The sequence below is a fragment of the Nocardiopsis sp. CC223A genome (genome assembly GCF_030766825.1).
Lineage (GTDB): Bacteria > Actinomycetota > Actinomycetes > Streptosporangiales > Streptosporangiaceae > Nocardiopsis.
The window spans coordinates 36,640-57,124 of the sequence record NZ_JASFDV010000005.1 but is presented as its reverse complement, the minus strand read 5'-3'; the positions used below and the strand labels follow the sequence as shown (position 1 = coordinate 57,124).

Annotated in this window: 22 protein-coding genes; 10 read left to right on the top strand and 12 right to left on the bottom strand. The window is 73.1% G+C overall.

Annotation, left to right across the window (positions count from 1 at the left end; translation table 11 throughout):
- Nucleotides 1-76 precede the first annotated feature (76 nt).
- Complete coding sequence (locus tag QJS33_RS03460; RefSeq protein WP_306366365.1) at nt 77-1,114, bottom strand: iron-siderophore ABC transporter substrate-binding protein; 1,038 nt, start codon at nt 1,112-1,114, stop codon at nt 77-79.
- 492 nt (nt 1,115-1,606) lie between these two features.
- Nucleotides 1,607-3,205, bottom strand: coding sequence for a glycoside hydrolase family 10 protein (locus QJS33_RS03455; RefSeq protein WP_306366364.1), 1,599 nt, complete (start codon nt 3,203-3,205; stop codon nt 1,607-1,609).
- Between the two features lie 211 nt (nt 3,206-3,416).
- On the opposite strand from QJS33_RS03455, the gene QJS33_RS03450 reads away from it, so the two are divergent.
- Together QJS33_RS03450 and argG are read left to right on the top strand one after the other, a co-directional pair.
- A complete protein-coding gene (locus QJS33_RS03450; RefSeq protein ID WP_306366363.1) occupies nt 3,417-4,211 on the top strand; it encodes an alpha/beta fold hydrolase in 795 nt (264 codons plus the stop codon).
- Nucleotides 4,212-4,294: 83 nt separating this feature from the next.
- Complete coding sequence (argG, locus tag QJS33_RS03445; protein WP_306366362.1) at nt 4,295-5,743, top strand: argininosuccinate synthase; 1,449 nt, start codon at nt 4,295-4,297, stop codon at nt 5,741-5,743.
- A gap of 52 nt (nt 5,744-5,795) precedes the next feature.
- Here the strand turns inward: argG and QJS33_RS03440 are convergent, their stop codons facing one another.
- Together QJS33_RS03440 and QJS33_RS03435 are read right to left on the bottom strand one after the other, a co-directional pair.
- Nucleotides 5,796-6,404 (bottom strand): GNAT family N-acetyltransferase, encoded by a 609-nt coding sequence (locus QJS33_RS03440; RefSeq protein ID WP_306366361.1) that lies wholly within the window; start codon nt 6,402-6,404, stop codon nt 5,796-5,798.
- 15 nt (nt 6,405-6,419) lie between these two features.
- On the bottom strand, nt 6,420-7,058 hold the full coding sequence (locus QJS33_RS03435; RefSeq protein ID WP_306366360.1) for a TetR/AcrR family transcriptional regulator: 639 nt from the start codon (nt 7,056-7,058) through the stop codon (nt 6,420-6,422).
- A gap of 118 nt (nt 7,059-7,176) precedes the next feature.
- Between QJS33_RS03435 and QJS33_RS03430 the strand changes: the two genes are divergently transcribed.
- Entirely contained in the window at nt 7,177-8,010 is an 834-nt protein-coding gene (locus QJS33_RS03430) for an AraC family transcriptional regulator (protein ID WP_306366359.1), read from the top strand.
- Here the strand turns inward: QJS33_RS03430 and QJS33_RS03425 are convergent.
- Nucleotides 7,985-8,395: a DUF2000 domain-containing protein gene (locus tag QJS33_RS03425; protein ID WP_306366438.1), complete on the bottom strand. Its 411-nt coding sequence runs from the start codon at nt 8,393-8,395 to the stop codon at nt 7,985-7,987. The genes QJS33_RS03430 and QJS33_RS03425 overlap by 26 nt on opposite strands.
- A 281-nt stretch (nt 8,396-8,676) precedes the next feature.
- Between QJS33_RS03425 and QJS33_RS03420 the strand changes: the two genes are divergently transcribed.
- Nucleotides 8,677-9,534 (top strand): PP2C family serine/threonine-protein phosphatase, encoded by an 858-nt coding sequence (locus QJS33_RS03420; protein WP_306366358.1) that lies wholly within the window; start codon nt 8,677-8,679, stop codon nt 9,532-9,534.
- On the opposite strand, the gene QJS33_RS03415 is transcribed toward QJS33_RS03420, so the two are convergent.
- Nucleotides 9,527-10,015 (bottom strand): hypothetical protein, encoded by a 489-nt coding sequence (locus tag QJS33_RS03415; RefSeq protein WP_306366357.1) that lies wholly within the window; start codon nt 10,013-10,015, stop codon nt 9,527-9,529. The two genes, QJS33_RS03420 and QJS33_RS03415, sit on opposite strands and share 8 nt — an antisense overlap.
- A gap of 193 nt (nt 10,016-10,208) precedes the next feature.
- Here QJS33_RS03415 and QJS33_RS03410 point away from each other — a divergent pair, with 193 nt between their 5' ends.
- The 3 genes from QJS33_RS03410 to QJS33_RS03400 all read left to right on the top strand — a co-directional run bounded on the left by QJS33_RS03410 (nt 10,209) and on the right by QJS33_RS03400 (nt 14,150).
- Nucleotides 10,209-10,640, top strand: coding sequence for a Fur family transcriptional regulator (locus tag QJS33_RS03410; RefSeq protein WP_306366356.1), 432 nt, complete (start codon nt 10,209-10,211; stop codon nt 10,638-10,640).
- A gap of 40 nt (nt 10,641-10,680) precedes the next feature.
- Nucleotides 10,681-12,906, top strand: coding sequence for a catalase/peroxidase HPI (gene katG, locus QJS33_RS03405; protein ID WP_306366355.1), 2,226 nt, complete (start codon nt 10,681-10,683; stop codon nt 12,904-12,906).
- 518 nt (nt 12,907-13,424) lie between these two features.
- Nucleotides 13,425-14,150 (top strand): CPBP family intramembrane glutamic endopeptidase, encoded by a 726-nt coding sequence (locus QJS33_RS03400; protein WP_306366354.1) that lies wholly within the window; start codon nt 13,425-13,427, stop codon nt 14,148-14,150.
- On the opposite strand, the gene QJS33_RS03395 is transcribed toward QJS33_RS03400, so the two are convergent.
- The 6 genes from QJS33_RS03395 to QJS33_RS03370 form a co-directional block, all read right to left on the bottom strand.
- A complete protein-coding gene (locus QJS33_RS03395) occupies nt 14,151-14,477 on the bottom strand; it encodes a hypothetical protein (RefSeq protein WP_306366353.1) in 327 nt (108 codons plus the stop codon).
- A 576-nt stretch (nt 14,478-15,053) separates the two neighbouring features.
- Complete coding sequence (locus QJS33_RS03390; protein ID WP_306366352.1) at nt 15,054-15,653, bottom strand: bifunctional 2-polyprenyl-6-hydroxyphenol methylase/3-demethylubiquinol 3-O-methyltransferase UbiG; 600 nt, start codon at nt 15,651-15,653, stop codon at nt 15,054-15,056.
- A gap of 36 nt (nt 15,654-15,689) precedes the next feature.
- Nucleotides 15,690-16,646 carry an MBL fold metallo-hydrolase gene (locus tag QJS33_RS03385; RefSeq protein WP_306366351.1) on the bottom strand — a complete coding sequence of 319 codons (957 nt, stop codon included), beginning with the start codon at nt 16,644-16,646 and terminating at the stop codon, nt 15,690-15,692.
- On the bottom strand, nt 16,646-17,086 hold the full coding sequence (locus QJS33_RS03380) for a hypothetical protein (protein ID WP_306366350.1): 441 nt from the start codon (nt 17,084-17,086) through the stop codon (nt 16,646-16,648). The genes QJS33_RS03385 and QJS33_RS03380 overlap by 1 nt, the downstream gene beginning before the upstream one ends.
- A gap of 9 nt (nt 17,087-17,095) precedes the next feature.
- Nucleotides 17,096-17,263, bottom strand: a complete 168-nt coding sequence (locus tag QJS33_RS03375) for a hypothetical protein (RefSeq protein WP_306366349.1) — start codon at nt 17,261-17,263, stop codon at nt 17,096-17,098.
- Between the two features lie 166 nt (nt 17,264-17,429).
- Nucleotides 17,430-18,155 carry an SDR family oxidoreductase gene (locus tag QJS33_RS03370; RefSeq protein ID WP_306366348.1) on the bottom strand — a complete coding sequence of 242 codons (726 nt, stop codon included), beginning with the start codon at nt 18,153-18,155 and terminating at the stop codon, nt 17,430-17,432.
- 92 nt (nt 18,156-18,247) lie between these two features.
- Here QJS33_RS03370 and QJS33_RS03365 point away from each other — a divergent pair, with 92 nt between their 5' ends.
- From QJS33_RS03365 to QJS33_RS03355, 3 genes are all read left to right on the top strand, one after another.
- Nucleotides 18,248-19,126: a LysR family transcriptional regulator gene (locus QJS33_RS03365; RefSeq protein WP_306366347.1), complete on the top strand. Its 879-nt coding sequence runs from the start codon at nt 18,248-18,250 to the stop codon at nt 19,124-19,126.
- A gap of 288 nt (nt 19,127-19,414) precedes the next feature.
- Complete coding sequence (locus QJS33_RS03360) at nt 19,415-19,666, top strand: metal-sensitive transcriptional regulator (RefSeq protein WP_306366437.1); 252 nt, start codon at nt 19,415-19,417, stop codon at nt 19,664-19,666.
- Between the two features lie 231 nt (nt 19,667-19,897).
- A complete protein-coding gene (locus QJS33_RS03355; RefSeq protein ID WP_306366346.1) occupies nt 19,898-20,470 on the top strand; it encodes a rhodanese-like domain-containing protein in 573 nt (190 codons plus the stop codon).
- Nucleotides 20,471-20,485: the final 15 nt, after the last annotated feature.

Sequence of the window (20,485 nt, the reverse complement as noted above, 5' to 3'; positions counted from 1 at the left end):
CGGGCGCCCACCGGGGTCCGGGAACGCCGACGGCGCCCCGCTCCGCGGCGGGGCGCCGTCGGGCGGCGGTCCGGCCTCAGGCCAGGGCGTCCGCGAGGCGGGGGACCAGGGTGTCCACCGCGTAGGGGATGGACAGCACCGAGTTGTAGGTCATGGCGCCGCGCTGGTCGATGGTGGTGACGACCACGGCGTCCTCCCGCACCACGTCCAGGTCGGCGAAGACCGGTGCGGCCTCGACCACGTCGTAGTCCTCGTCGTCGCTCAGGACCAGCAGCACGTCGCCGTCCAGCCATTCGACGTTCTCGGCGGGCACCTCCACGAAGAAGCTCTCACCGGTGTCCTGCTCGGTGATCGCCTCGGGGATCTCGAAGCCCAGCGACGCGAGGAACTGCCCGCGGGCGTCCCCGGGCAGGAACGCGCCGAACTTCCCGTCGTAGGGCAGGACGGCGGCACCGGTCAGGTCCGCGAACTCCGGGTGTTCGGCGCGGACCTCCGCCAGCAGGGCGTCGGTCTCGGCGTTGAGCTCGGCGCCCTCGTCCGGAACGCCCATCGCGGCGGCGATGGCCGCGGTGGCCTCCTCGCGTGGAACGGCGTAGGCGGCGGTCCCGGCCGGGCGGGCGACCACGGGGGCGATCTGCGACAGGTCCTCGTACACCGCCTCGTCGAACCCGGCGGAGACACCGATGATGAGGTCGGGCTCCAGGGTCGCGATCTGCTCGATGTTGGGCTCGGAGTCGGAGTCCAGCAGGGTCGTCTCCGCGTCGCCCACGAGGTCGTCGGTCCAGGGGCCCAGGCCGGTCTCGAAGAAGGAGAAGCCGGCGTTGCCGACCGGGACCGCGCCCAGGGCCAGCACGGCGTCGGCGTCGGTGACGCCCAGGGTGACGATGCGCTCGGGCGCCTCGGTGACGGTGGTCTCGCCGAACTCGTGCTCGATGGTGACCGGGAAGGCGCCCGCCTCGGCGGCGACCCCGCCACCGGGGCCGTCGGCGTCTTCGCCGCCGGAGGCGTTGTCCGCGGCGCTGCCGCAGGCGCTGAGCAGGGTCAGGGCGGCCAGGGCGGCGGCGGACGACAGGACGCGCACACGGGCGCGCGGGGTGCTGCACAGGGGAGACACGGGACTCCGTTCCAGAATCAGATAAGGCGTGCCTACCCTAAGCCATGCCCTCCTCGGGTCTCCGTCGGGGGTCACCCGTGGGACCGCCGCGTGAGTCGTCCCCGCAGTGGCCGTGCCGTGGATCTCCCAACGGTGTCCGAGGACCGGAGACGGATCGGATCCGGTGCCGCCGCCCGCCCGGCCGCCGTGGACCCGTTGTCCTTCGGTTCCATGGCGGCACCTGCGCGGCGCGGTCCGTGTCGTCATGCTCGCGCACGTGAGTGCGGACGCCATGGTCGAGCGGCGGGTCGGGCGTCGCGCCCGGCCGGCGCCGTCGCCTGTCCGGATGTCGGTGCTCGCCGCCCCGGCCGGCACCGCCGGCGTCCCGGCCGCCGGACCCCGGGCGGGCCGCCCCCGAGCCCCGAACGCGTTCGGACACGGCCCGGGGCCCGGTGCGGCACCGGGCCCCGTTCGCGCCGACGGGCGGGGAGGGCGCGTGTCCTCGCGCACCCCCTAACGCACGTACCGGGGGTTGCTCACACCGCTCTCGTGGTGGGTCCGGTCCAGCGCGGTCGCGTAGTAGGTGCGCCCGCCGCCCTCGGCGGTGAACACCGCCCGGCCGTCGTCGCCGGCGGGCACGGTCCCGAGCAGGGTCCGGGCGTCGGACACGGCGCAGTCGGGGTCGCGCCCGGGCAGGCCCTCCACCGCGTACACCGCGTAGTAGGCGGGCCGCTCGCCCCGCCCGGGCCTGATGGACAGCTCCACCCCGTCGCCCTGCGCCCCGCCGATCACCCGCGGCTCCTGCGGGGCCCGCCCGGGCAGGTCCCCGTGCAGGGGCACGAGCGCCGGGTGCCGGTAGTGCTCCTCGCGCAGGATCTCCATCGCCTCCGCCGCGTTGGTGCGCAGCGACGTCGCGCTGAAGTACACGTCGCCCAGCACCCCGGGGTGGTCCCGGTTGAAGTCCAGGTGCCGGGACAGCTCGCGCGGGTCCGACCAGGCGCCCGCGTTCCCGACCTTGTACGCGGCCTGGCCCACGTACAGGTGCACGCCGGTGCCCTCGACGACCTGCTCCCACCAGGGCACCAGCACCGCGTAGTCGGCGATCGGCAGGCCGATCTCCCAGTAGACCTGCGGGTTGATGTAGTCCACCCACCCCTCGCGGACCCACCGGCGGCTGTCGGCGAAGATGGCGTCGTAGGACTGGAGGCCGTTGGTGTCCGAGCCCTCCGGGTCGGTGCCGGCGTTGCGCCAGATGCCGAACGGGCTGATGCCGAACTTCACGTGCGGCTTGGCGGCGTGCACCGCCTCGTCCATCTCCCGCACCATGGCGTTGACGTTGTCGCGCCGCCAGTCGCCGATGTCGTCGTGGCCGCCGCCGTACTCGGCGAAGGTGTCGGCGTCGGGGATCTCCTGCCCCGCCACCGGATAGGGGTAGAAGTAGTCGTCGAAGTGCACACCGTCCATGTCGTAGTTCTCGACGGCGTGCATCATCGCCCCGATCACGAACTCCCGGACCTCCGGGATGCCGGGGTCGTAGTAGAGCCGCCCGCCGTAGGCGAAGGTCCAGTCGGGGTTGCGGCGGGCGGGGTGGTCGGCGGTCAGGCGGTCGAGGTCGTCGTGCATGGCCACCCGGTAGGGGTTGAACCAGCCGTGGAACTCCAGGCCCCGGGCGTGCGCCTCCTCGACGGCGAACTCCAGGGGGTCGTAGCCGGGGTCCTCGCCCTGGGTCCCGGTGAGCCACTCCGACCAGGGCTCGTGGGGGGAGGGCCAGAAGGCGTCGGCGGTGGGCCGGATCTGCACGAACACCGCGTTCAGCCCGTCGGCGACGGCGCGGTCGTACAGGGCGGCCAGCTCGTCCTGCTGCTGCTCGGGGGTGAGCCCGGTGCGGCTGGGCCAGTCGATGTTGTGCACCCCGGCGATCCACTCGGCGCGCAGCTGCCGCTTGGGCGGGGCCTGGGGGTCGACCCGGCACTCGGCGTATCCGGTACCGGTCCCGGGCGCGGTCAGCGCGGCCGCGGGGAGGGCGGGCAGCAGGGCGGCGACCAGGGCCGCCGTCAGGAGTGCGCCGCATCGGGGGACGGGGGAGGTGGATCGGGACGGGTGCGCCAACATGGCTCCTTCCGGAGGCTCTCCTGCGGGTGGGGCCCGACGGGGTCCGGGTCGTGTCCTGGCGACGACGGTACGCGACGATGACCCACCCGGTAGAAAACCTTCATGATTTTCCGGGGTGTCGCAAGAGAACTACGCGTTTTTGGTGCCCGAGCGCCGAATGTTCCGTATGTGTCCTTCGCCCCGCCTCGGCCGGTCGGTCACACCGGGGCGCATGGCCGGACCCCTGTGCGCCACCACCCTGCACCGCGACGGCACCGACCTGCACGTCCTGGACACCGGTGGTGAGGGGCCGCCGGTGCTCCTCCTGCACGGGCCGGCGGGGAGCGCCCGCGAGTTCGAGCCGACCGCCCGCGCCCTGGCGCCGGACTGCCGGGTGATCCTGGTCGACCAGCGCGGCCACGGCCGCAGCACCCGCCGTCCGGCGGACGTCTCGCACGCCGCGTTCGTGGCCGACGCCGTCGCGGTCGCAGAGCGGGTCGCCGGAGGGCCGGTGCGGCTGGTCGGCCAGTCCCTGGGGGCGCACACCGCCCTGCTCACCGCCGCGGCCCGGCCCGACCTCGTCGAGCGGCTGGTGCTGCTTGAGCCCCCGTCGGCGGACGACGACCCGGAGAGGGCGGCGCGGACCGGCGCGTTCTTCGCCTCCTGGCCGCTGCCGTTCCCCGACCGTGCGGCGGCCCGCGCCTTCCTCGGCCCGGACGTGCTCTCCGAGGTCTGGGTCGCCGACCTGGACGAGGGGCCCGACGGGCTGCGCCCGCGGTTCGACGCCGACGTGATGGAGGCGGTCATCGCCGCCGCCCGGGAACCCTGGTGGGCCGAGTGGGAGAGGGTGGCGGCCCCCACCCTCGCCGTCTTCTGCGACCTGGGCCCCGTCGCCGAGGCGTGGAAGGACGAGATGATCGCCCGCCGCCCCGCCACCGTCCGCGCCGACCTGGACGCCTTCTACGGGGCCCACCTGGAGGACCCCGCCGCCCGGATCTCCCTCCTGCGCGGCTTCCTCCCCGGCTGAGGGGTCGCGGGGATGACCAGGCTCACAGGAGGGGGACGCCCACCACGTTGCATGTGCATTCATCGTGATGCATACTTATTGCCATGTCCAAGGTACTCACCTCTCTGCCCGTCGGTGAACGTGTCGGCATCGCCTTCTCCGGGGGTCTCGACACCTCGGTGGCGGTCGCGTGGATGCGCGAGAAGGGCGCCGTCCCGTGCACCTACACCGCCGACATCGGCCAGTACGACGAACCCGACATCGCCTCGGTCCCCGGTCGCGCCCACGACTACGGCGCCGAGATCGCCCGGCTCGTCGACGGTCGTGCGGCCCTGGTGGAGGAGGGCCTGGCGGCGCTGGCCTGCGGCGCCTTCCACATCCGCTCCGGCGGGCGCGCCTACTTCAACACCACCCCCCTGGGCCGCGCCGTCACCGGCACCCTGCTGGTGCGCGCCATGCTTGAGGACGGCGTGCAGATCTGGGGTGACGGCTCCACCTACAAGGGCAACGACATCGAGCGGTTCTACCGCTACGGCCTGCTGGCCAACCCCGCCCTGCGCATCTACAAGCCGTGGCTGGACGCCGACTTCGTCAACGAGCTCGGCGGCCGCAAGGAGATGTCCGAGTGGTTGCAGGAGCGTGACCTCCCCTACCGCGACAGCACCGAGAAGGCCTACTCCACCGACGCCAACATCTGGGGCGCCACCCACGAGGCCAAGTCGCTGGAGCACCTGGACACCGGCATCGAGATCGTCGACCCCATCATGGGCGTCCGCTTCTGGGACCCCGAGGTGGAGGTCGTCCCCGAGGACGTCACCGTCGGCTTCGAGCAGGGCCGCCCGGTCACCGTCAACGGCAAGTCCTTCGCGTCCGCCGTGGACCTGGTCCTGGAGGCCAACGCCATCGGCGGCCGCCACGGCCTGGGCATGTCCGACCAGATCGAGAACCGCATCATCGAGGCCAAGAGCCGCGGCATCTACGAGGCCCCCGGCATGGCCCTGCTGCACGCCGCCTACGAGCGCCTGGTCAACGCGATCCACAACGAGGACACCCTCGCCGCGTACCACACCGAGGGCCGCCGCCTGGGCCGCCTCATGTACGAGGGCCGCTGGCTGGAGCCGCAGGCGCTCATGCTCCGCGAGTCGCTCCAGCGCTGGGTGGGCACCGCCGTCACCGGCGAGGTGACCCTGCGCCTGCGCCGCGGCGAGGACTACTCGATCCTCGACACCACCGGCCCCGCGTTCAGCTACCACCCGGACAAGCTGTCCATGGAGCGCACCGAGGACTCCGCGTTCGGCCCGACCGACCGGATCGGCCAGCTGACCATGCGCAACCTCGACATCGCCGACTCCCGCGCCAAGCTGGAGGAGTACGCCCGGCTCGGCATGGTCGGCACCGGCGAGGCCGCGGTCGTGGGCGCCGCCCAGGCCGCCTCCACCGGCCTCATCGGCGCGATGCCCGAGGGCGGCGCCGAGACGATCGCCTCCCGCGGCCGGGCCCCCGAGGACGAGCTGTTCCTCGACCAGGCCGCCATGGAGTCCGGCACGGACTGACCTTTCGCGGCGCGCGGCCCCGGGGCCGCGCGCCGCGGGCCCCGCCCGGGGCTCAGCCCTGCCGCGCGGGGCGCTCCTGCACCAGGCGCATCGACACGTACTCCCCGATGCCGCTGAACCTGGAGTAGGGGGCCCTGCGCCGCCGGTGCTCCCGGAACCCGAGCCGCCGGTAGAGCCCCAGTGCGGCCTCGTTGTTCGCGGCGATGTCCTCCAGCACGTACTCGTCGTACCCGGGCAGGGCGAGCAGGTGCAGCAGGACCGCCTTGGCCGCCCCCCGCCCCCGGTGCCGCAGTGACGAGGCCACGAACCCGATCTCGGCCTTGCCCTCCCGCGGTTCCCGCACGGCCCCCCGGAAGTGGCTGCGGAACACCCGGTCGGCGATGGTCCCCCTGACAGCGCCGAGGTGCCGCCGCAGGGTCTTCGCATCGGGTTCGACGCACTCCTCATCGCCGACGGTGAGCGAGGCCAGTCCCGCTGGCTCGCCGTCGATCAGGGCCACGTGGAACCGCTCCGGCACCAGCATGTGCGCGATGGCGTCGGCCAGGACCTCCGGGTCCTTCGAGAAGGCGGCCAGGTCCGGCCCGAACCCGTCCACGAACACCCGTGCGATATCCCGGCGGCGCGTCTCGCCCAGCACATCGCCGCGCACCACCTCGATCATCCCGCCCTCTCCGTCTCACCTGTCATCGGTGTCCTCCTCGATCAGCGGGGCCAGTACCACGGCGGCGCTCGGAACGGCGAACCCGTCACCCAGGGCGGAGCGCATCGTCACCAGTCCGCCCAGGGTGGCGAAGAAGCAGGTCGCCAGCTCGTCCGCCGGGCCGCGGCGGAATCCGCCCGACGCCCGGCCGCGCTCGATGAGGTCCACCGTCGCGCGGAGCAGCGCGGCGTTCCCCTCGATCAGGTCCCGGACCGCGGGCGGCGCGTCCTCCGGCCCGCCGTGCCCGGCGGCCCCCCGGGCGAACGCCTGGTTCATGAGCAGGTAGAAGTCCACGAACTCCGCGTTGTCGGCCAGGTCCCGCAGGAACTCCTCGCAGAAGGCGCGCAGCAGCTCCGCGGGGGAGCCGGGGCCGCGCAACCGCGCGACGGTGGCCTCCAGCCCGGCCGCGGCCTCTCCGACCAGGTCGCCGTACAGCTCCTCCTTGGTGGCGAAGTGCCGGTAGACGAGCCCGGTGCTCATGCCCGCCTCGGCCGCGATCCGGCGCATGTTCACCGTCGCGTACCCCTGGCGCGCGAAGAGGCGCATCGCCGTCCCCCGGATCCGCTCCCGTGTGGCGGCCCGCATGGCCTCGTTCTGCTCCGGACTGCGCGGCACGGTCCCCCGTCTCCCCGATTTTTCAATGAACAATTGTTCATTGTATTCGGGGCGCCCCGTAGCGCAAGGGGTCTCACTCCCCGAGGCCGGGATCCCGGCCCGGGCGTACGCTTCGGACATGGACGCACACGCCGACACCCTGGTCGCCAGACCGAACGTGCCGGGCGTCGTCGAGGTCTTCCACACCCACATGCTCGGGCACGCCTACCCGATGCACACCCACGACACCTGGGCGCTGCTCATCGTCGACTCCGGCCTGGTCCGCTACGACCTGGGCCGGCACGAGCACGGCGCGCTGGAGCGCACCGTCACCCTGCTGCCCCCGCACGTGCCGCACAACGGCACCCCCACCTCGGAGCAGGGCCTGCGCAAACGCGTCGTCTACCTGGAGCCCGCGCGGATCGGCACCGACCTGGTGGGCCGCTCCGTCGACCGCCCCGCCCTGGACGACGCGGTGCTGCGACGGCGCATCCACGCCCTGCACCGGGCCCTGCTCGAACCCGGCGGGGAACTGGAGGCCGAGAGCCGCCTGGCGTTCATCACCGAACGCCTGCGCGGCCACCTGCTGGGCGACCCCGAGCCCCCGCCGCCGCCCGGCGACCGCTCGGTGCTGGCCGGGAGCCTGCGCGACCTGCTGGACGCCCGGGTGGTGGAGGGGGTCTCGCTCGACGAGGCGGCCGCCGAGCTGCACGCCCACCCCGCCCACCTGGTGCGGGCCTTCGGCCGCAGGTTCGGCCTGCCCCCGCACCGCTACCTGGTGGGGCGCCGGGTGGACCTGGCCCGCCGCCTCATCCTCCAGGGGCACGGTCCGGCAGCCGCGGCCACGGCGGCCGGGTTCCACGACCAGGCGCACCTGCACCGGCACTTCACGCGCGTCCTGGGGCTGTCCCCGGGCCGGTTCGCGCGGGCCCTGCGCGCGGCCCCGGTCAGCGGTGCATCCGGGCGCCCTTGACGACCTTGTCCACGGCGTTCTTCGGCCCGTACACGGCGATCCCGACCAGGTCCAGCGAGTCCCGGGCGACCGCCCGCACCGCCGCCCGGTTGTCCCGGTCGTTGCCGGTGGCGAACAGGTCGGAGGTGAACACGGCGACGGCCAGGCCCCGGGACACGGCTCGCCCATGGGCCCGGGCGAGGATCTCCTTGTCCCCCTCGAACACCAGCACCGGCTGGCGGAACATGGGCAGGTAGACGGTGCCGTCACCGTCCTCATAGGGCTTGCCGACGACCTCGGGATCGCGGGTTCCCAGCCCGCTGACCAGGAACGAGGCCACGTTCAACCGCTGCCACACGGCGAGGTCGTCGCGCAGCAGGACGGCGATCTTGGTGTCGAAGCGCACGGGTGCGCCGACGGCCTCGGCGCCGCCGTTCGCGAGGTGTCCGGTCGCGGGGTGCTCGGTGTTCTCCATGGCCCCATGCTCGCGCCCGGCCCGCCCACCGGTCTTGTACGTTCTTCACCTCTTCGCCGCCGTGACCGCCCCCTGCCGGACCCGTCGGCACGGCGTACGGACATATCCGGCGAGGGAGGGGCGGAACAGCGTGCTGCGGGTGCGAGGACCCGCCCCCTCCGGGCCGCCGCGCCCTGTCGGGGCGGGGGTGCTTCTGCCAGACTGCGGGCCACATGAACGAGCACACGGACTGCCCCCGATGCGGCGGCACACCCGCCCCTGACGGGCGCTGCTGGGAGTGCGGCGCCGACCTCTCCGACCTCCTCGGACACACCCGGGCCGACGCAGGCGCCGACGGCGCGGCCGGCTACGGCGAACGCGGACCCGGCCGCCGGCTCAACGCCGACGCCCTGGCCCTGCGCACGACCGGCCCGTGGACCGTCGGCGCCGTCTGCGACGGTGTCTCCATGGCGCCCCGGGCGGAGCGGGCGGCCCGCATCGCCGCCGAGGTCACCGTCCAGACCCTGGCCCGCGCCCTGGCGGCGGGCGCCATCCCCGAGGACGCGCTCACCGACGCCACCGCCCGGGCCGGTCGCGCCGTCGCGGCCCTGGCCGCACCCGGCGGCCCGCGCCCGGACCCGCTCGTACCCGGATCCCTCGCGCCCTCCTGCACCCAGGTCGCCTGCGTCGTCGGGGAACACGGCCTGTGGGTGTCCTGGGTCGGCGACAGCCGCGCCTACTGGCTGCCCGACACCGGTACCGGGATGCTCCTCACCGAGGACGACACCGGCGAGCACGACGCCCTCGTCGCCTGGCTGGGCGCCGACGCCGCCGACCCCGTTCCGCGCATCCGCAGCCACCGGCCCCCGTGCCCGGGCCGGCTGCTGCTGTGCACCGACGGGCTGTGGCGCCACCTGCCCGACCCCGACGACCTGCGCACGGCCGCGGCCACCGCCGACGCGGCGGAGACCGCCCGCACCCTGGTCCGGCACGTCCTGGACGCCGGGGGTCGCGACGACGCCACCGCCCTGCTCGTCCCCGTGCGGGGCCGACCGCCCGCGGAAACGGGCGGCGCCCCACCGGTCACCTGACCCGCCGGTACACCAGGTCGAAGTCCTTCTCCCAGCCGCCGTCCCCGTGCGCGATCTCCCAGGCGCCCTCGATGACGTTCCCGTCCGCCGAGAAGGTCCCGGTGAACCGCTGCCGGAAGTCGAGCGGCGAGAAGTCGGCCTCCTCCCGCAACAGGGTCCACACTCCGTCGGCGAACCCCATCGCGTACAGGCGCACCACGCCACGGGAATCGAAGTAGTGCTGTGTGTACGTCCCCGCCTCCGCCCCCGGCGCGACGATCAGCAGACCGTCGGGCACCTCGGGTACCGAGACCTCGCTGCGCTGGACCAGGAACCTTCCGTCCAGGTCCCACTCGAACCGGCTGCGTGCCAGGACCGGCTCCCCCACGGGGGCGACCCCGCTGAGGTGTTCGGCGGAGAAGCGGGGCTCCAGGTCCCACTCGCCGATGAAGACGTCCAGGCACGCCAGCGCCTCCGGCCCGGTTCCTCCCGTGGTTCCCATGCCTGATCTCTTCCCTCCCTGCGGGTCCCCTCCCACAGCGGGCACCGCCCGCCGTGATCCGTCACCGGTACCGACCACCGCGGGCGGGAGAACTCATCGGGGGGCCGGAGCGGGTCCGGTCCGACCCCGTTCGACCAAGATGGATCCATCACATGGTTTGACTAGTTCCAGAAAAGGCGGCAGACTGCCTGGCATGCCAACCCCTTCGGATTTCGAGCGCATGCTGCGCGAGTCCGGCCTGCGGGTGACGAGCCCTCGGATGGCAGTGCTGTCCGCCGTGCACGACAACCCGCACGCCGACACGGAGTCGGTCATCGACCTCGTGCGCGGGAACCTCGGCACGGTGTCCGGCCAGGCCGTCTACGACGTGCTCAAGGCGTTGACCGGCGCCGGACTGCTTCGGCGCATCCAGCCACAGGGCTCCGTGGCCCGTTACGAGACACGGGTCGGGGACAACCACCACCACGTCGTATGCCGCTCCTGCGGTGCCATAGCCGACGTCGACTGCGCCGTCGGCCACGCACCGTGCCTGACCGCCTCGTCCGACCACGGCTTCCGGGTCGACGAGGCCGAGGTCGTCTACTGGGGTGTCTGCCCCGACTGCTCCCGTACACGCGAGTCCTGAAACCAAGAGTTCACCTCTTCCCTGTTCCGGAAGGAAGACGATGTCCGAAAACAACGAGGTAGTCACGCCCACCGCCGAGACCGAGGCGTCCGGCGGCTGCCCCGTCGCGCACGGTCGCGCCCCGCACCCCACCCAGACCGGTGCGAACAGCGCCTGGTGGCCCAACCGGCTCAACCTGAAGATCCTGGCCAAGAACCCGGCCGTGGCGAACCCCCTCGGTGAGGGCTTCGACTACGCCGAGGCGTTCAAGGCCCTTGACCTGGACGCCGTGAAGGCGGACATCGCCGAGGTCCTCACCACGTCCCAGGACTGGTGGCCCGCGGACTTCGGCCACTACGGCCCGCTCGTCATCCGCATGTCCTGGCACAGCGCCGGCACCTACCGCCTGTTCGACGGCCGCGGCGGCGGCAGCGCCGGCCAGCAGCGGTTCGCCCCGCTCAACAGCTGGCCCGACAACGCCAACCTGGACAAGGCCCGCCGCCTGCTGTGGCCGGTCAAGAAGAAGTACGGCCAGAACATCTCCTGGGCCGACCTCCTCATCCTCGCGGGCAACGTCGCTCTGGAGTCCATGGGCTTCGAGACCTTCGGTTTCGGCGGCGGTCGCGAGGACGTGTGGGAGGCCGACGAGGACGTCTACTGGGGTCCCGAGACCACCTGGCTCGACGACAAGCGCTACAGCGGCGACCGCGAGCTGGAGAAGCCGCTGGCCGCCGTCCAGATGGGCCTCATCTACGTCAACCCGGAGGGCCCCAACGGCAACCCGGACCCGATCGCCGCGGCCCGCGACATCCGCGACACCTTCGGCCGCATGGGCATGAACGACGAGGAGACCGTCGCCCTCATCGCCGGCGGCCACACCTTCGGCAAGACCCACGGCGCGGGCCCGGCCGACAACGTCGAGGCCGATCCCGAGGCCGCCGGCCTGGAGCAGCAGGGCCTGGGCTGGAAGAACAACTACGGCACCGGCAAGGGCGGCGACACCATCACCTCGGGTCTGGAGGTCACCTGGACCACCACGCCCGCGCAGTGGAGCCACGGTTTCTTCAAGAACCTGTTCGAGTACGAGTACGAGCTCACCCAGAGCCCGGCCGGCGCCAACCAGTGGGTCGCCAAGGACGCCGAGGAGATCATCCCCGACGCCCACGACCCGAACAAGAAGCACAAGCCGACCATGCTCACCACCGACCTGTCGCTGCGCTTCGACCCGGTCTACGAGCAGATCTCGCGCCGCTTCTACGAGAAGCCCGAGGAGTTCGCCGACGCGTTCGCCCGCGCCTGGTACAAGCTGACCCACCGCGACATGGGCCCGAAGTCGCGCTACCTCGGCCCCGAGGTCCCCCAGGAGACCCTGATCTGGCAGGACCCGCTGCCCGAGCAGGAGGGCGAGGTCATCGGCGAGGCCGAGATCGCATCCCTCAAGGCGGCCGTCATCGAGTCCGGTCTGACCGTGTCCCAGCTGGTCAAGACCGCCTGGGCCTCGGCGTCCACCTTCCGTGACAGCGACAAGCGCGGCGGCGCCAACGGCGCCCGCGTCCGCCTGGCCCCGCAGATCGACTGGGCGGTCAACAACCCGGTCGAGCTGCGCGAGGTGCTGGCCACCCTGGAGAGCATCGCCGAGAAGTTCAACGCCTCCTCCGCGAAGAAGGTGTCGCTCGCCGACCTCATCGTCCTCGCCGGTGGCGTGGGCGTGGAGAAGGCGGCCCAGGCCGCCGGGCAGGACGTCGTCGTGCCGTTCACCCCGGGCCGCGTGGACGCGACCCCGGAGCAGACGGACGTCGAGTCCTTCTCCTACCTTCAGCCGGTCGCCGACGGCTTCCGCAACTACTACGGCGAGGGCAACCGCCTCCCCGCCGAGTACCTGCTGATCGACAAGGCGAACCTGCTGGGCCTGAGCGCCCCGGAGACCACCGTCCTGGTCGGCGGCCTGCGTGTGCTGGGCGCCAACTACGACAACTCCGAGGTGGGCGTGTTCACCGACGCGCCGGGCACCCTGACGAACGACTTCTTCGTCAACCTGCTCGACCTGGGGACCACCTGGACCCCGACCGGTGAGAGCTCCGAGACCTCGCAGACGTTCGTCGCCAAGGACGAGTCCGGCGCGGTCAAGTGGACCGGCAGCCGCGTCGACCTGGTGTTCGGCTCCAACTCCGAGCTGCGCGCCCTGGCGGAGGTGTACGCCTCCGACGACGCGAAGAAGAAGTTCGTCGAGGACTTCGTCGCCGCGTGGACCAAGGTGATGGAGCTGGACCGCTTCGACCTGGCCTGATCCGCCTTCCGGGTCCTGCCCGGAACCGGACCCGGAGCCGGTCCGACCGCCACGGTCGGACCGGCTTCCCCCTTTTTCCGGGTAACGCTCGTCGTGCGCGCCCCCGGCGGCCTCCCCGGCCGCACGGGTCACTTCTCCCGCACGGCCGGCCCGCGCTCACACCGCGCCCTCCTCGGGGCCGACTCCGCGGGGTGAGCGCGAGGGAGCCGCGCCGGGGAGCGGACGGTCCCGGGGTCATCCCTTGCCGCCGGTGCCGTCGGCCACGGTGCGGATCGGCCCTCCCCGCCGTCGAACGGCCCGTACCGCCGGGAAGGCGGACCGGCCACCCGTGACGCCACGTCACGGTCCCGCCCGGGGAAATGTCATCACCGTCCGGTGACACGGCGCCACTGCCGTGCGGGCGCCGCCGCGGATGGAATGGAGACGTGCCCGGGGACCGCGGGCGAGGGCGCCCGACACGGCCGTGTCCGTGCGGGTCCGCGGGTCCCCGGGGCATCCGACACCGAGGAGGGCTCTTCATGTCCGGTACCCGTCCCGACCACCCGCGGCGGCCTGCGCCGATCGTCGGCGCCGCCCCGCAGCGCCCCGGCTGGCCCGAGATCATCGCCGGGCTGGCCGGCCTGGCAGCGGCCGGCGTCCTGCTCGTGTTCATCCCGGCCGACCGTCTGGGCCCGGTGGCGTTCGGCCTGGTCGTGGCCGCCTGGTCGGGTGTCGCCGGGCTCTTCGGCTTCGCGGTGGCCGCGGTGCTGCGCGTCCGCTCCCTGGCCGCGTTCAACGTCCGCCGCACCACCTGGCGCTGGATGCTCATCGGTGCGGCCTGGGGTGTGGCCGCGCTGCTCCTCAAGGGCGGGCTGATCCTCGCCATCACGGCCCTGACCGGGTACGAAGAGAACCCGCAGGGCATGTACTACGACGCCGCGGGCGGCGGCCTGCCCGCCTTCCTCCTGACCGTCCTGTTCCTGGCGGTGCTGACGCCGATCGGCGAGGAGTTCCTCTTCCGCGGCGTCGTCACCACCGCCCTGCTGCGGTACGGGCCCGTCATCGGGGCTCTGGGCGGTTCGGTGGTCTTCGCCGTGTTCCACGGCGTCAACATCATCCTGCCCGCGGCGTTCCTGGTGGGCCTGATCGCCGCCGAGGTGATGCGCCGCAGCGGTTCGATCTGGCCCGCCGTCGCCGTCCACGCCGTCAACAACGCGGCCCTGCCGCTGCTGGTGCTCCTCACCGGGGCCACCGCGCCGGCCTGATCAACGTTCAGCGGTGCGGCGGGTGGGGCGGCCGCGGCGGATGCCCCTGCCCCTGCCAGGGGCCGGGCCGAGCGGGCGGACCGGGGCGGTACCGCTGCTGCGGGTGTCCGTACCCGGACCCGCCCACTGCTGCGGATACGGGGGATGGTGCGGACCGGGGTGCGGCCGCCGTGCCTGCGCCCGGGCGTGCTCCTGTGCCTGGAACCGGGCCCTGACCTGCCGGACCCGGGCCCGGGTGACGATCAGCGAGACGGCCACGAGCAGCAGACCGATGCCGGCTCCGGCGAGCGAGCCCAGCCCCCGCCGGACGTCTCCGTCGACCAGCATGACCAGGGCCGAAACCCAGTGCCACCAGGCTCAGGAGGGTGAGGACGATCGTGCGGATCACGTAGTCGGGCGACACGGGACCTCCGGAGCGGGGGGATGGGGGTGGATCCGAGGTGCGCTCCGCCGGGGCGGTCGCTCCGGGAGCGGGATGCCCGCGCCCCCGCCGTGGTTCACCCCGCCGTGGTCCTCGGCGGCCCCGGCGTCACCCGCCGCCCCCCGGGGGGCGAACGGCACGTCCAGGCCGGATGGTGTCCCATCGAGTGGTGTGACTTTTCCGGCCCTGTTCCCACGGATGCGCGTCAGCGGTGTCGGGCGGATCGGTGCGCCGCCGCCTCCGGCGGCTTCTTCATCCCGGCCGGCGGGCCGCCGGTACGCGGCGGCCTGCCCGGCTTCGGCCGACCATCACGATGACCCGCAAGGACGCACCCGCGCGAAAATCACACCACTCCCGGGGACGTGACCCCAGGCCGTGCCGGCGTTGGCGTGTCGCCGGGTCGACGTGTTGTGGGCGCTCATCCGTGGCGGACGGTGTCGTCGACCGCCACCTCCGGTCACCCTCGCGGCTCGGCAACCCCGTTAGGAGGTGGTCCGGCGGAACCGGTACCACTGCGGCGAGGTCCGGTTCATCGGCCACCCCAGCCCTGCGGGGTCGGCGTCCTCGGCCGAGAGGAGTTCCCAGCCCGGGAACGCGGCCTCGACCTCGGCCCGTGAGACACCCTCGACGAGGCGCCGGTACTGGGACGGCCCGAAGGCGAGCATCAGCAGGGTGGCGCCGGGGGCGGCCAGCGCCGTCACACCCCGCCCCTCCGCGGCCCGCTGCTCCGGGGTCAGGCCCTGGAAGCAGCCGATGTCGAGGAAGAGGTCGAACACACCCAGGCCGGCCGCGGGCAGGTCGGTCACGTCCCCCACGACGTAGGCGATCTCCGCCGGGCCCTTGCTCCGGGCGGCCTCGACGGCGTCCGGCACGAGGTCGAGCCCCACCGCCTCCCAGCCGCGCCGGGCCAGTTCGGGGGTGAACTGGCCGCGCCCGCAGCCCAGGTCCAGGGCCCGCCCGGGCCCGCCCGGCCGCTCCTTCGTCTCACGGTCGATCAGGCCGCCGAGCTGCGTCCCGCCGGCGGCGCCGTAACGTTCCCACGGAGTGAAGCCGAGACGGTACATCCGCGCGTATTTCGTCATGCCCTCACGGTAGAACGCCCTCCCGGTGCGGCCCGGTCACCCCCCGGAGACCGGATCCGCCGCAGGTGGCGGCGGGGGAGGCGCCGCCGGGCCGCCGCCGACGGCCCGGAACCGCCCCGGCTCCACCTCGACGACCCGGCCCCGACCCATCAGCAGCTCCAGGTGCTGCACCGCGGTCCGGCGCTCCACCGGCTCCACGTGCGGCCCCTCGACGTGCGGGCGGTAGACCAGCCGGTGCGCGACGATGTCCTCCAGGGTCCGGGGTTCGGCGAGGAAGTCCAGCAGCACGGCGCTGCGTCGGCCCACCACCCCGGCGTAGGCGTCGAGCCTGCGCCGGAACTCCGCGGCGCCCTCGACCACGCCCTTGTGGTGCGCGGTGCCGTACCACCGCGCGTCGATCTCCCGGCAGCGGCGCATCGACGCCTCGAAGTCCGTCAGGCTGCTGCCGGGGTCGCCGTAGAAGGGACCGAACGAGCTCAGGTCGATGTCCGCCACGAACAGGAACCCGTCCGGTTCGACCAGGAAACCGCAGTGGCCCGCGGTGTGGCCCGGCAGGTGCACGGCCGTCACGGTGCATCCGCCGAGGTCGAACACGGCGCCGTCGGCGAACCCCGTCGCGTCGGGGCGTTCGCGCACGTGGAACCGTTCCCGGTACTCCCTCTCGACGGCCGGGACCGCCTCGGGGGCCAGGCCCAGGCCGGCGATCAGCTTCTCGGGAGAGCGCACCCCTTCGAGGTCGTGTTCGTGGACCCGGACCGGGGCGGTGTGGTCCGCCAGGCCCGCCATGTGGTCCTCGTGGGCGTGGCTCACCAGGATCAGGTCCGCGGGCGGCGGGGAACCGACCAGCGAGAGCGACGGGTCGATGAGCACCGTCGACTCCGTGCCGCGCACCAGCAGCGAGTTCGCGTAGGGGTAGGCGCCGCGTTCGGCACCGACGAGCACCCGGACCCGGCCGTGGTCCACCGCCGTGTGCCCCGTGGCGTGCGCGTCCATCACTTCGACCCTTCGTCGGAGGCGGGCTTGCGGACGAAGCGCTCGTAGTGGGTGCGGAAGTCGAAGAAGCGCAGGCCGTCGATGACGGTTCCCTCCTCGATCTCCCGCAGGGTCCACGCGTGTCGGGAGTGGTCGTCATAGGCCGCACCACCGTGTTCGAGCAGCAGCGCGGCCAGGCGGTGGAGTTCGGCGGTGCCGTCGACGCGTCCGGTGACGTTCACCTGGAGCGCCCGGGCGGGGTGATACCCGAGGGCGGCGTCGAGGACCGCCACGTCTTCGGGATCCCAGCCGCGGAAAAGGTATCCGGTCGGCTCGTCGTCGATGTCGATGTGGAGGGCGTCCTCCATGATCCACGGATCGCGCTGAGCGGGCAGGCGCCGGTCCGGCATCGCGATGGTCTCGTCCCGCCCTGTGGCGGGGAACATGAACACGGTGCGCATCGCCGAAGTCTAGAAGGTGCCCTCTCCGGCGGGGCGGCCCGAGTCGTAGTACAGGACGGTCCGGACCGAAGGCCGGACCTGCGCCAGGGTCGCGGTGTTGGCGGGCACGGCGCCCACCGGTGTCATCGTCGGTGCGCTCAGCGTGACGATCAGGGGTGTGAGGAGGCGTTTCAGCATGCGGGGCTCCCGGGGGCGGGGGTGCTGAACCGATCGGTGGCCCGGTGGGGCCGGGGTGATGCCATGCGCAGTGGCGCGCCCTTACGAGGGGGTGGAAAGACCCTCCGCGGACACCGCGCTCCCGTGCCGGGACTCCCGCCGGGAGCCCCGGCACGGGACCCCGCCGTCACCAGGGAACGGGCCCCTCGTCGTCGAAGAACCCGCCGCGCGGCCCGTCGTCGGGCAGGGTGGCGAGCCGGATCGCGATGGCGGCCCCCTGCTCCGGTGTCCGAGGGGCGTTGAAGCCGGTGAAGTCGGTGGCCACATAGCCGGGGCAGGCGGAGTTGACGATGATGCCGGTGTCGGCGAACCGGCGGGCGTACTGGGTCGTGATGGCGTTGAGCATGGTCTTCGACGGTGCGTACGCCGCCAGCACCGGCCCCGTCCGCAGTGTCAGCGACCCCATGTTGCTCGACATGTTGACGATCCGCGGCGCGTCCGACCGGCGCAGCAGTGGGAGCATCGCGTTGGTGACCCGGACGACCCCGAACACGTTGGTCTCCAGGACGGTGCGCACGACGTCCAGGTCCAGAGTCGTCGGATCCTGCCCGTCGTCGTCGATGCGGCCGGCGATCCCCGCGTTGTTGACGAGCACGTCCAGGCGCCCCGCCTCCTTCTCGACGGCCTCCACCGCCTCGGCGACGCTCTCGTCGGAGGTGACGTCCAGGGCGACCCCGAACGCATCGACGCCCGCGGCGCGCAGCCGCTCCACCGCCGTCTCGCGCCGTGCGTCGTCACGCGCCCCCACCGCGACCCTGAAGCCGACCGGGCCGAGGCCCTGGGCGATGGCGAAACCGATTCCCTTGTTCGCGCCGGTGACCAGCGCGGTCTTCGTATCGTTCACGGGACCCATCCTCCGGGGTGGGCGCAGCCGGGGTCCAAGACCGAGTGGGTCCACTGTGATACCCGCCGGGTATCGGTCGTATCGGTCGGTAGGCTGTCGGCGTGGACCACCTCGAAACCCGTGAACTGCGGTACTTCGTCGCCGTCGCCGAAGAGCTGCACTTCGGGCGCGCCGCCGAGCGGCTCGGGATCGCACAGCCTCCGCTGTCCCGCGCGATCCGCCGCCTGGAGCACCGGGTCGGTGTCGGACTCCTGGACCGGGACCGGCGGGGCGTGGCGCTCACCCCGGCCGGCGCGGTGCTGCTCCGCGAGGCCCGGGCGGCCCTCGACGCGGTCGAGGCCGCCGTCCACCGCACGCGCCGCGCCGGGGACCCGAAGCGGTCGCTGGTACTCGTGACCAAGGCCGGGGCCTCCCACGAACTGCTGCGGCGGCTCCTCGACCGGGCGGCCGGGGAACCCGATGCGGCACCGGTCGACGTCCTGCTGTGCGAGGTCGGCGAGCAGGCCGGGCTGTTGCGCAGCGGGCACGCCGACGTGGCGCTCATGCACCGCCCGTTCGACGACCTCGCCGGGTTCGACACCGAGGACCTCTACACCGAGGGCCAGGTCGCGATCCTGCCGGCGGTGCATCCGCTGGCGTCGTACGAACGGCTCACGCTGGCCCAGGTGCAGGACGTTCCGGGACTGCCGATCGCCCGGTGGCCGCGGCTCGACGGGTCCTATCCGGACGGGCCCGGACCGAGGGTGGGCACCCAGGCGCAGCTCGCCCAGCTCGTGGCGCTCGGCAGGACGCTGCTCGTCATCCCCGCCTCCAGCCGTGCCTGGCAGTGGCCCGAACACGTCGCCGTGCCCGTCGTCGACGCCCCGGAGGTCACCACGGTGATCGCCTGGCCGCCGAACAGCCGGTCCCGGGCGGTCGCGGCGCTCGTCCGGACGGCGGCCGGGCTCCACGACACCCCGCTGCCCGCGCACACGGACTGACCCGCTCCGGGACCCGGTACCGGCGGCGGGTCCACCGCCCGGCCCCGGAGGAAGCGGGTTCGGGAGGCGAAAGGACGGGGATCCCGGCCCTGGGCGGGCCGGTGAGCGGCGTCGACAACGGCGCCGGCCCCTCTCCTCCCGGGCGACGGTCTCCCCGGGAACGACCGTGCCCCGGGGTCCGGTCCACAGTCCTCGCCGCGGACGGTGTGATCAGGACGACTGGCCGAACGGATACACCCGGGGGTATATTGGCTTCCACGAGTCGAAAGGACCACGATGAAACCCGAAATGGTGGGTGACGCCCTCACGAGGCTCAAGCGCGCCCAGGGGCAGCTCTCAGGTGTGATCTCGATGATCGAGGAGGGGGAGGACTGCGCGGCGGTCCTCCAGCAGCTGGCGGCCGTCTCCCGCGCACTCGACCGTGCCGGGTTCAAGATCGTGGCGAGCGGCATGCGGCACTGCACCACCGCCCGCGAGCGCGGCGAGGAGCCCGACATCACCGAGGCCGAGCTGGAGAAGCTGTTCCTGGCCCTGGCCTGAAGGCGCGGGTCCCGGTCGCCGGTCGGAGTCCGGCCCGCGCGTACGCGGTGCCTGCGGGCATCCCGCCGGGGCCCGGCCGTGGACCCTTGATACTCCCCCCGGTATGCAGAAGGCGTATCCGGTCGTAGTGTGCGACCGGGTCGCCTCCTGAATCCTCTGTTCCCGCCCGCGGACCCGTCTGCCCCCTGGATACTCCCCGGAGTATCCAGGGGGCGCTACCGAAGGAGACACATGACCGACGACACCATCGATGTCCACGCCGTGCGCAGCCTGGTCGAGACCGACCCCGACACCCTGCTGGTGGACGTGCGCACCCCCGCCGAGTACGAGAACTCGCACGTCCCCGGCGCCATCAACCTGCCGCTCCAACGGGTGAGCGCCCATCTGGAGCGCATCGTCACCGATGCCGGGGGCCGCCTCGTACTGATCTGCCAGTCCGGCGACCGCGCCCGCCGGTGCCAGGGCGAACTGGTCGCCGCGGGGCTGCGGAACACGGTGGTGATGAACGGCGGCATGAACGCCTGGGAGGCCCAGGGGGCCCCGGTCGTGCGCGGCCGCCGGAGCTGGGCCCTGGAACGCCAGGTCCGACTGGTCGCCGGGGGCATCGTGCTCGCCTCCGTGCTCGCCTCCCTGCTGTGGCCGCCCGCGGTGGCCCTCGCCGGGCTCATCGGCGCCGGACTGGTCTTCGCCGCGATCACCGGCACCTGCATGATGGGCATGGCCCTGGCCCGCCTGCCCTACAACCGGCCCCGTGGCCACGTCGACATCGAGGACTCCCTCGAACGCCTCGGCGGCGGCCGATGACGGCCTGACCGCACC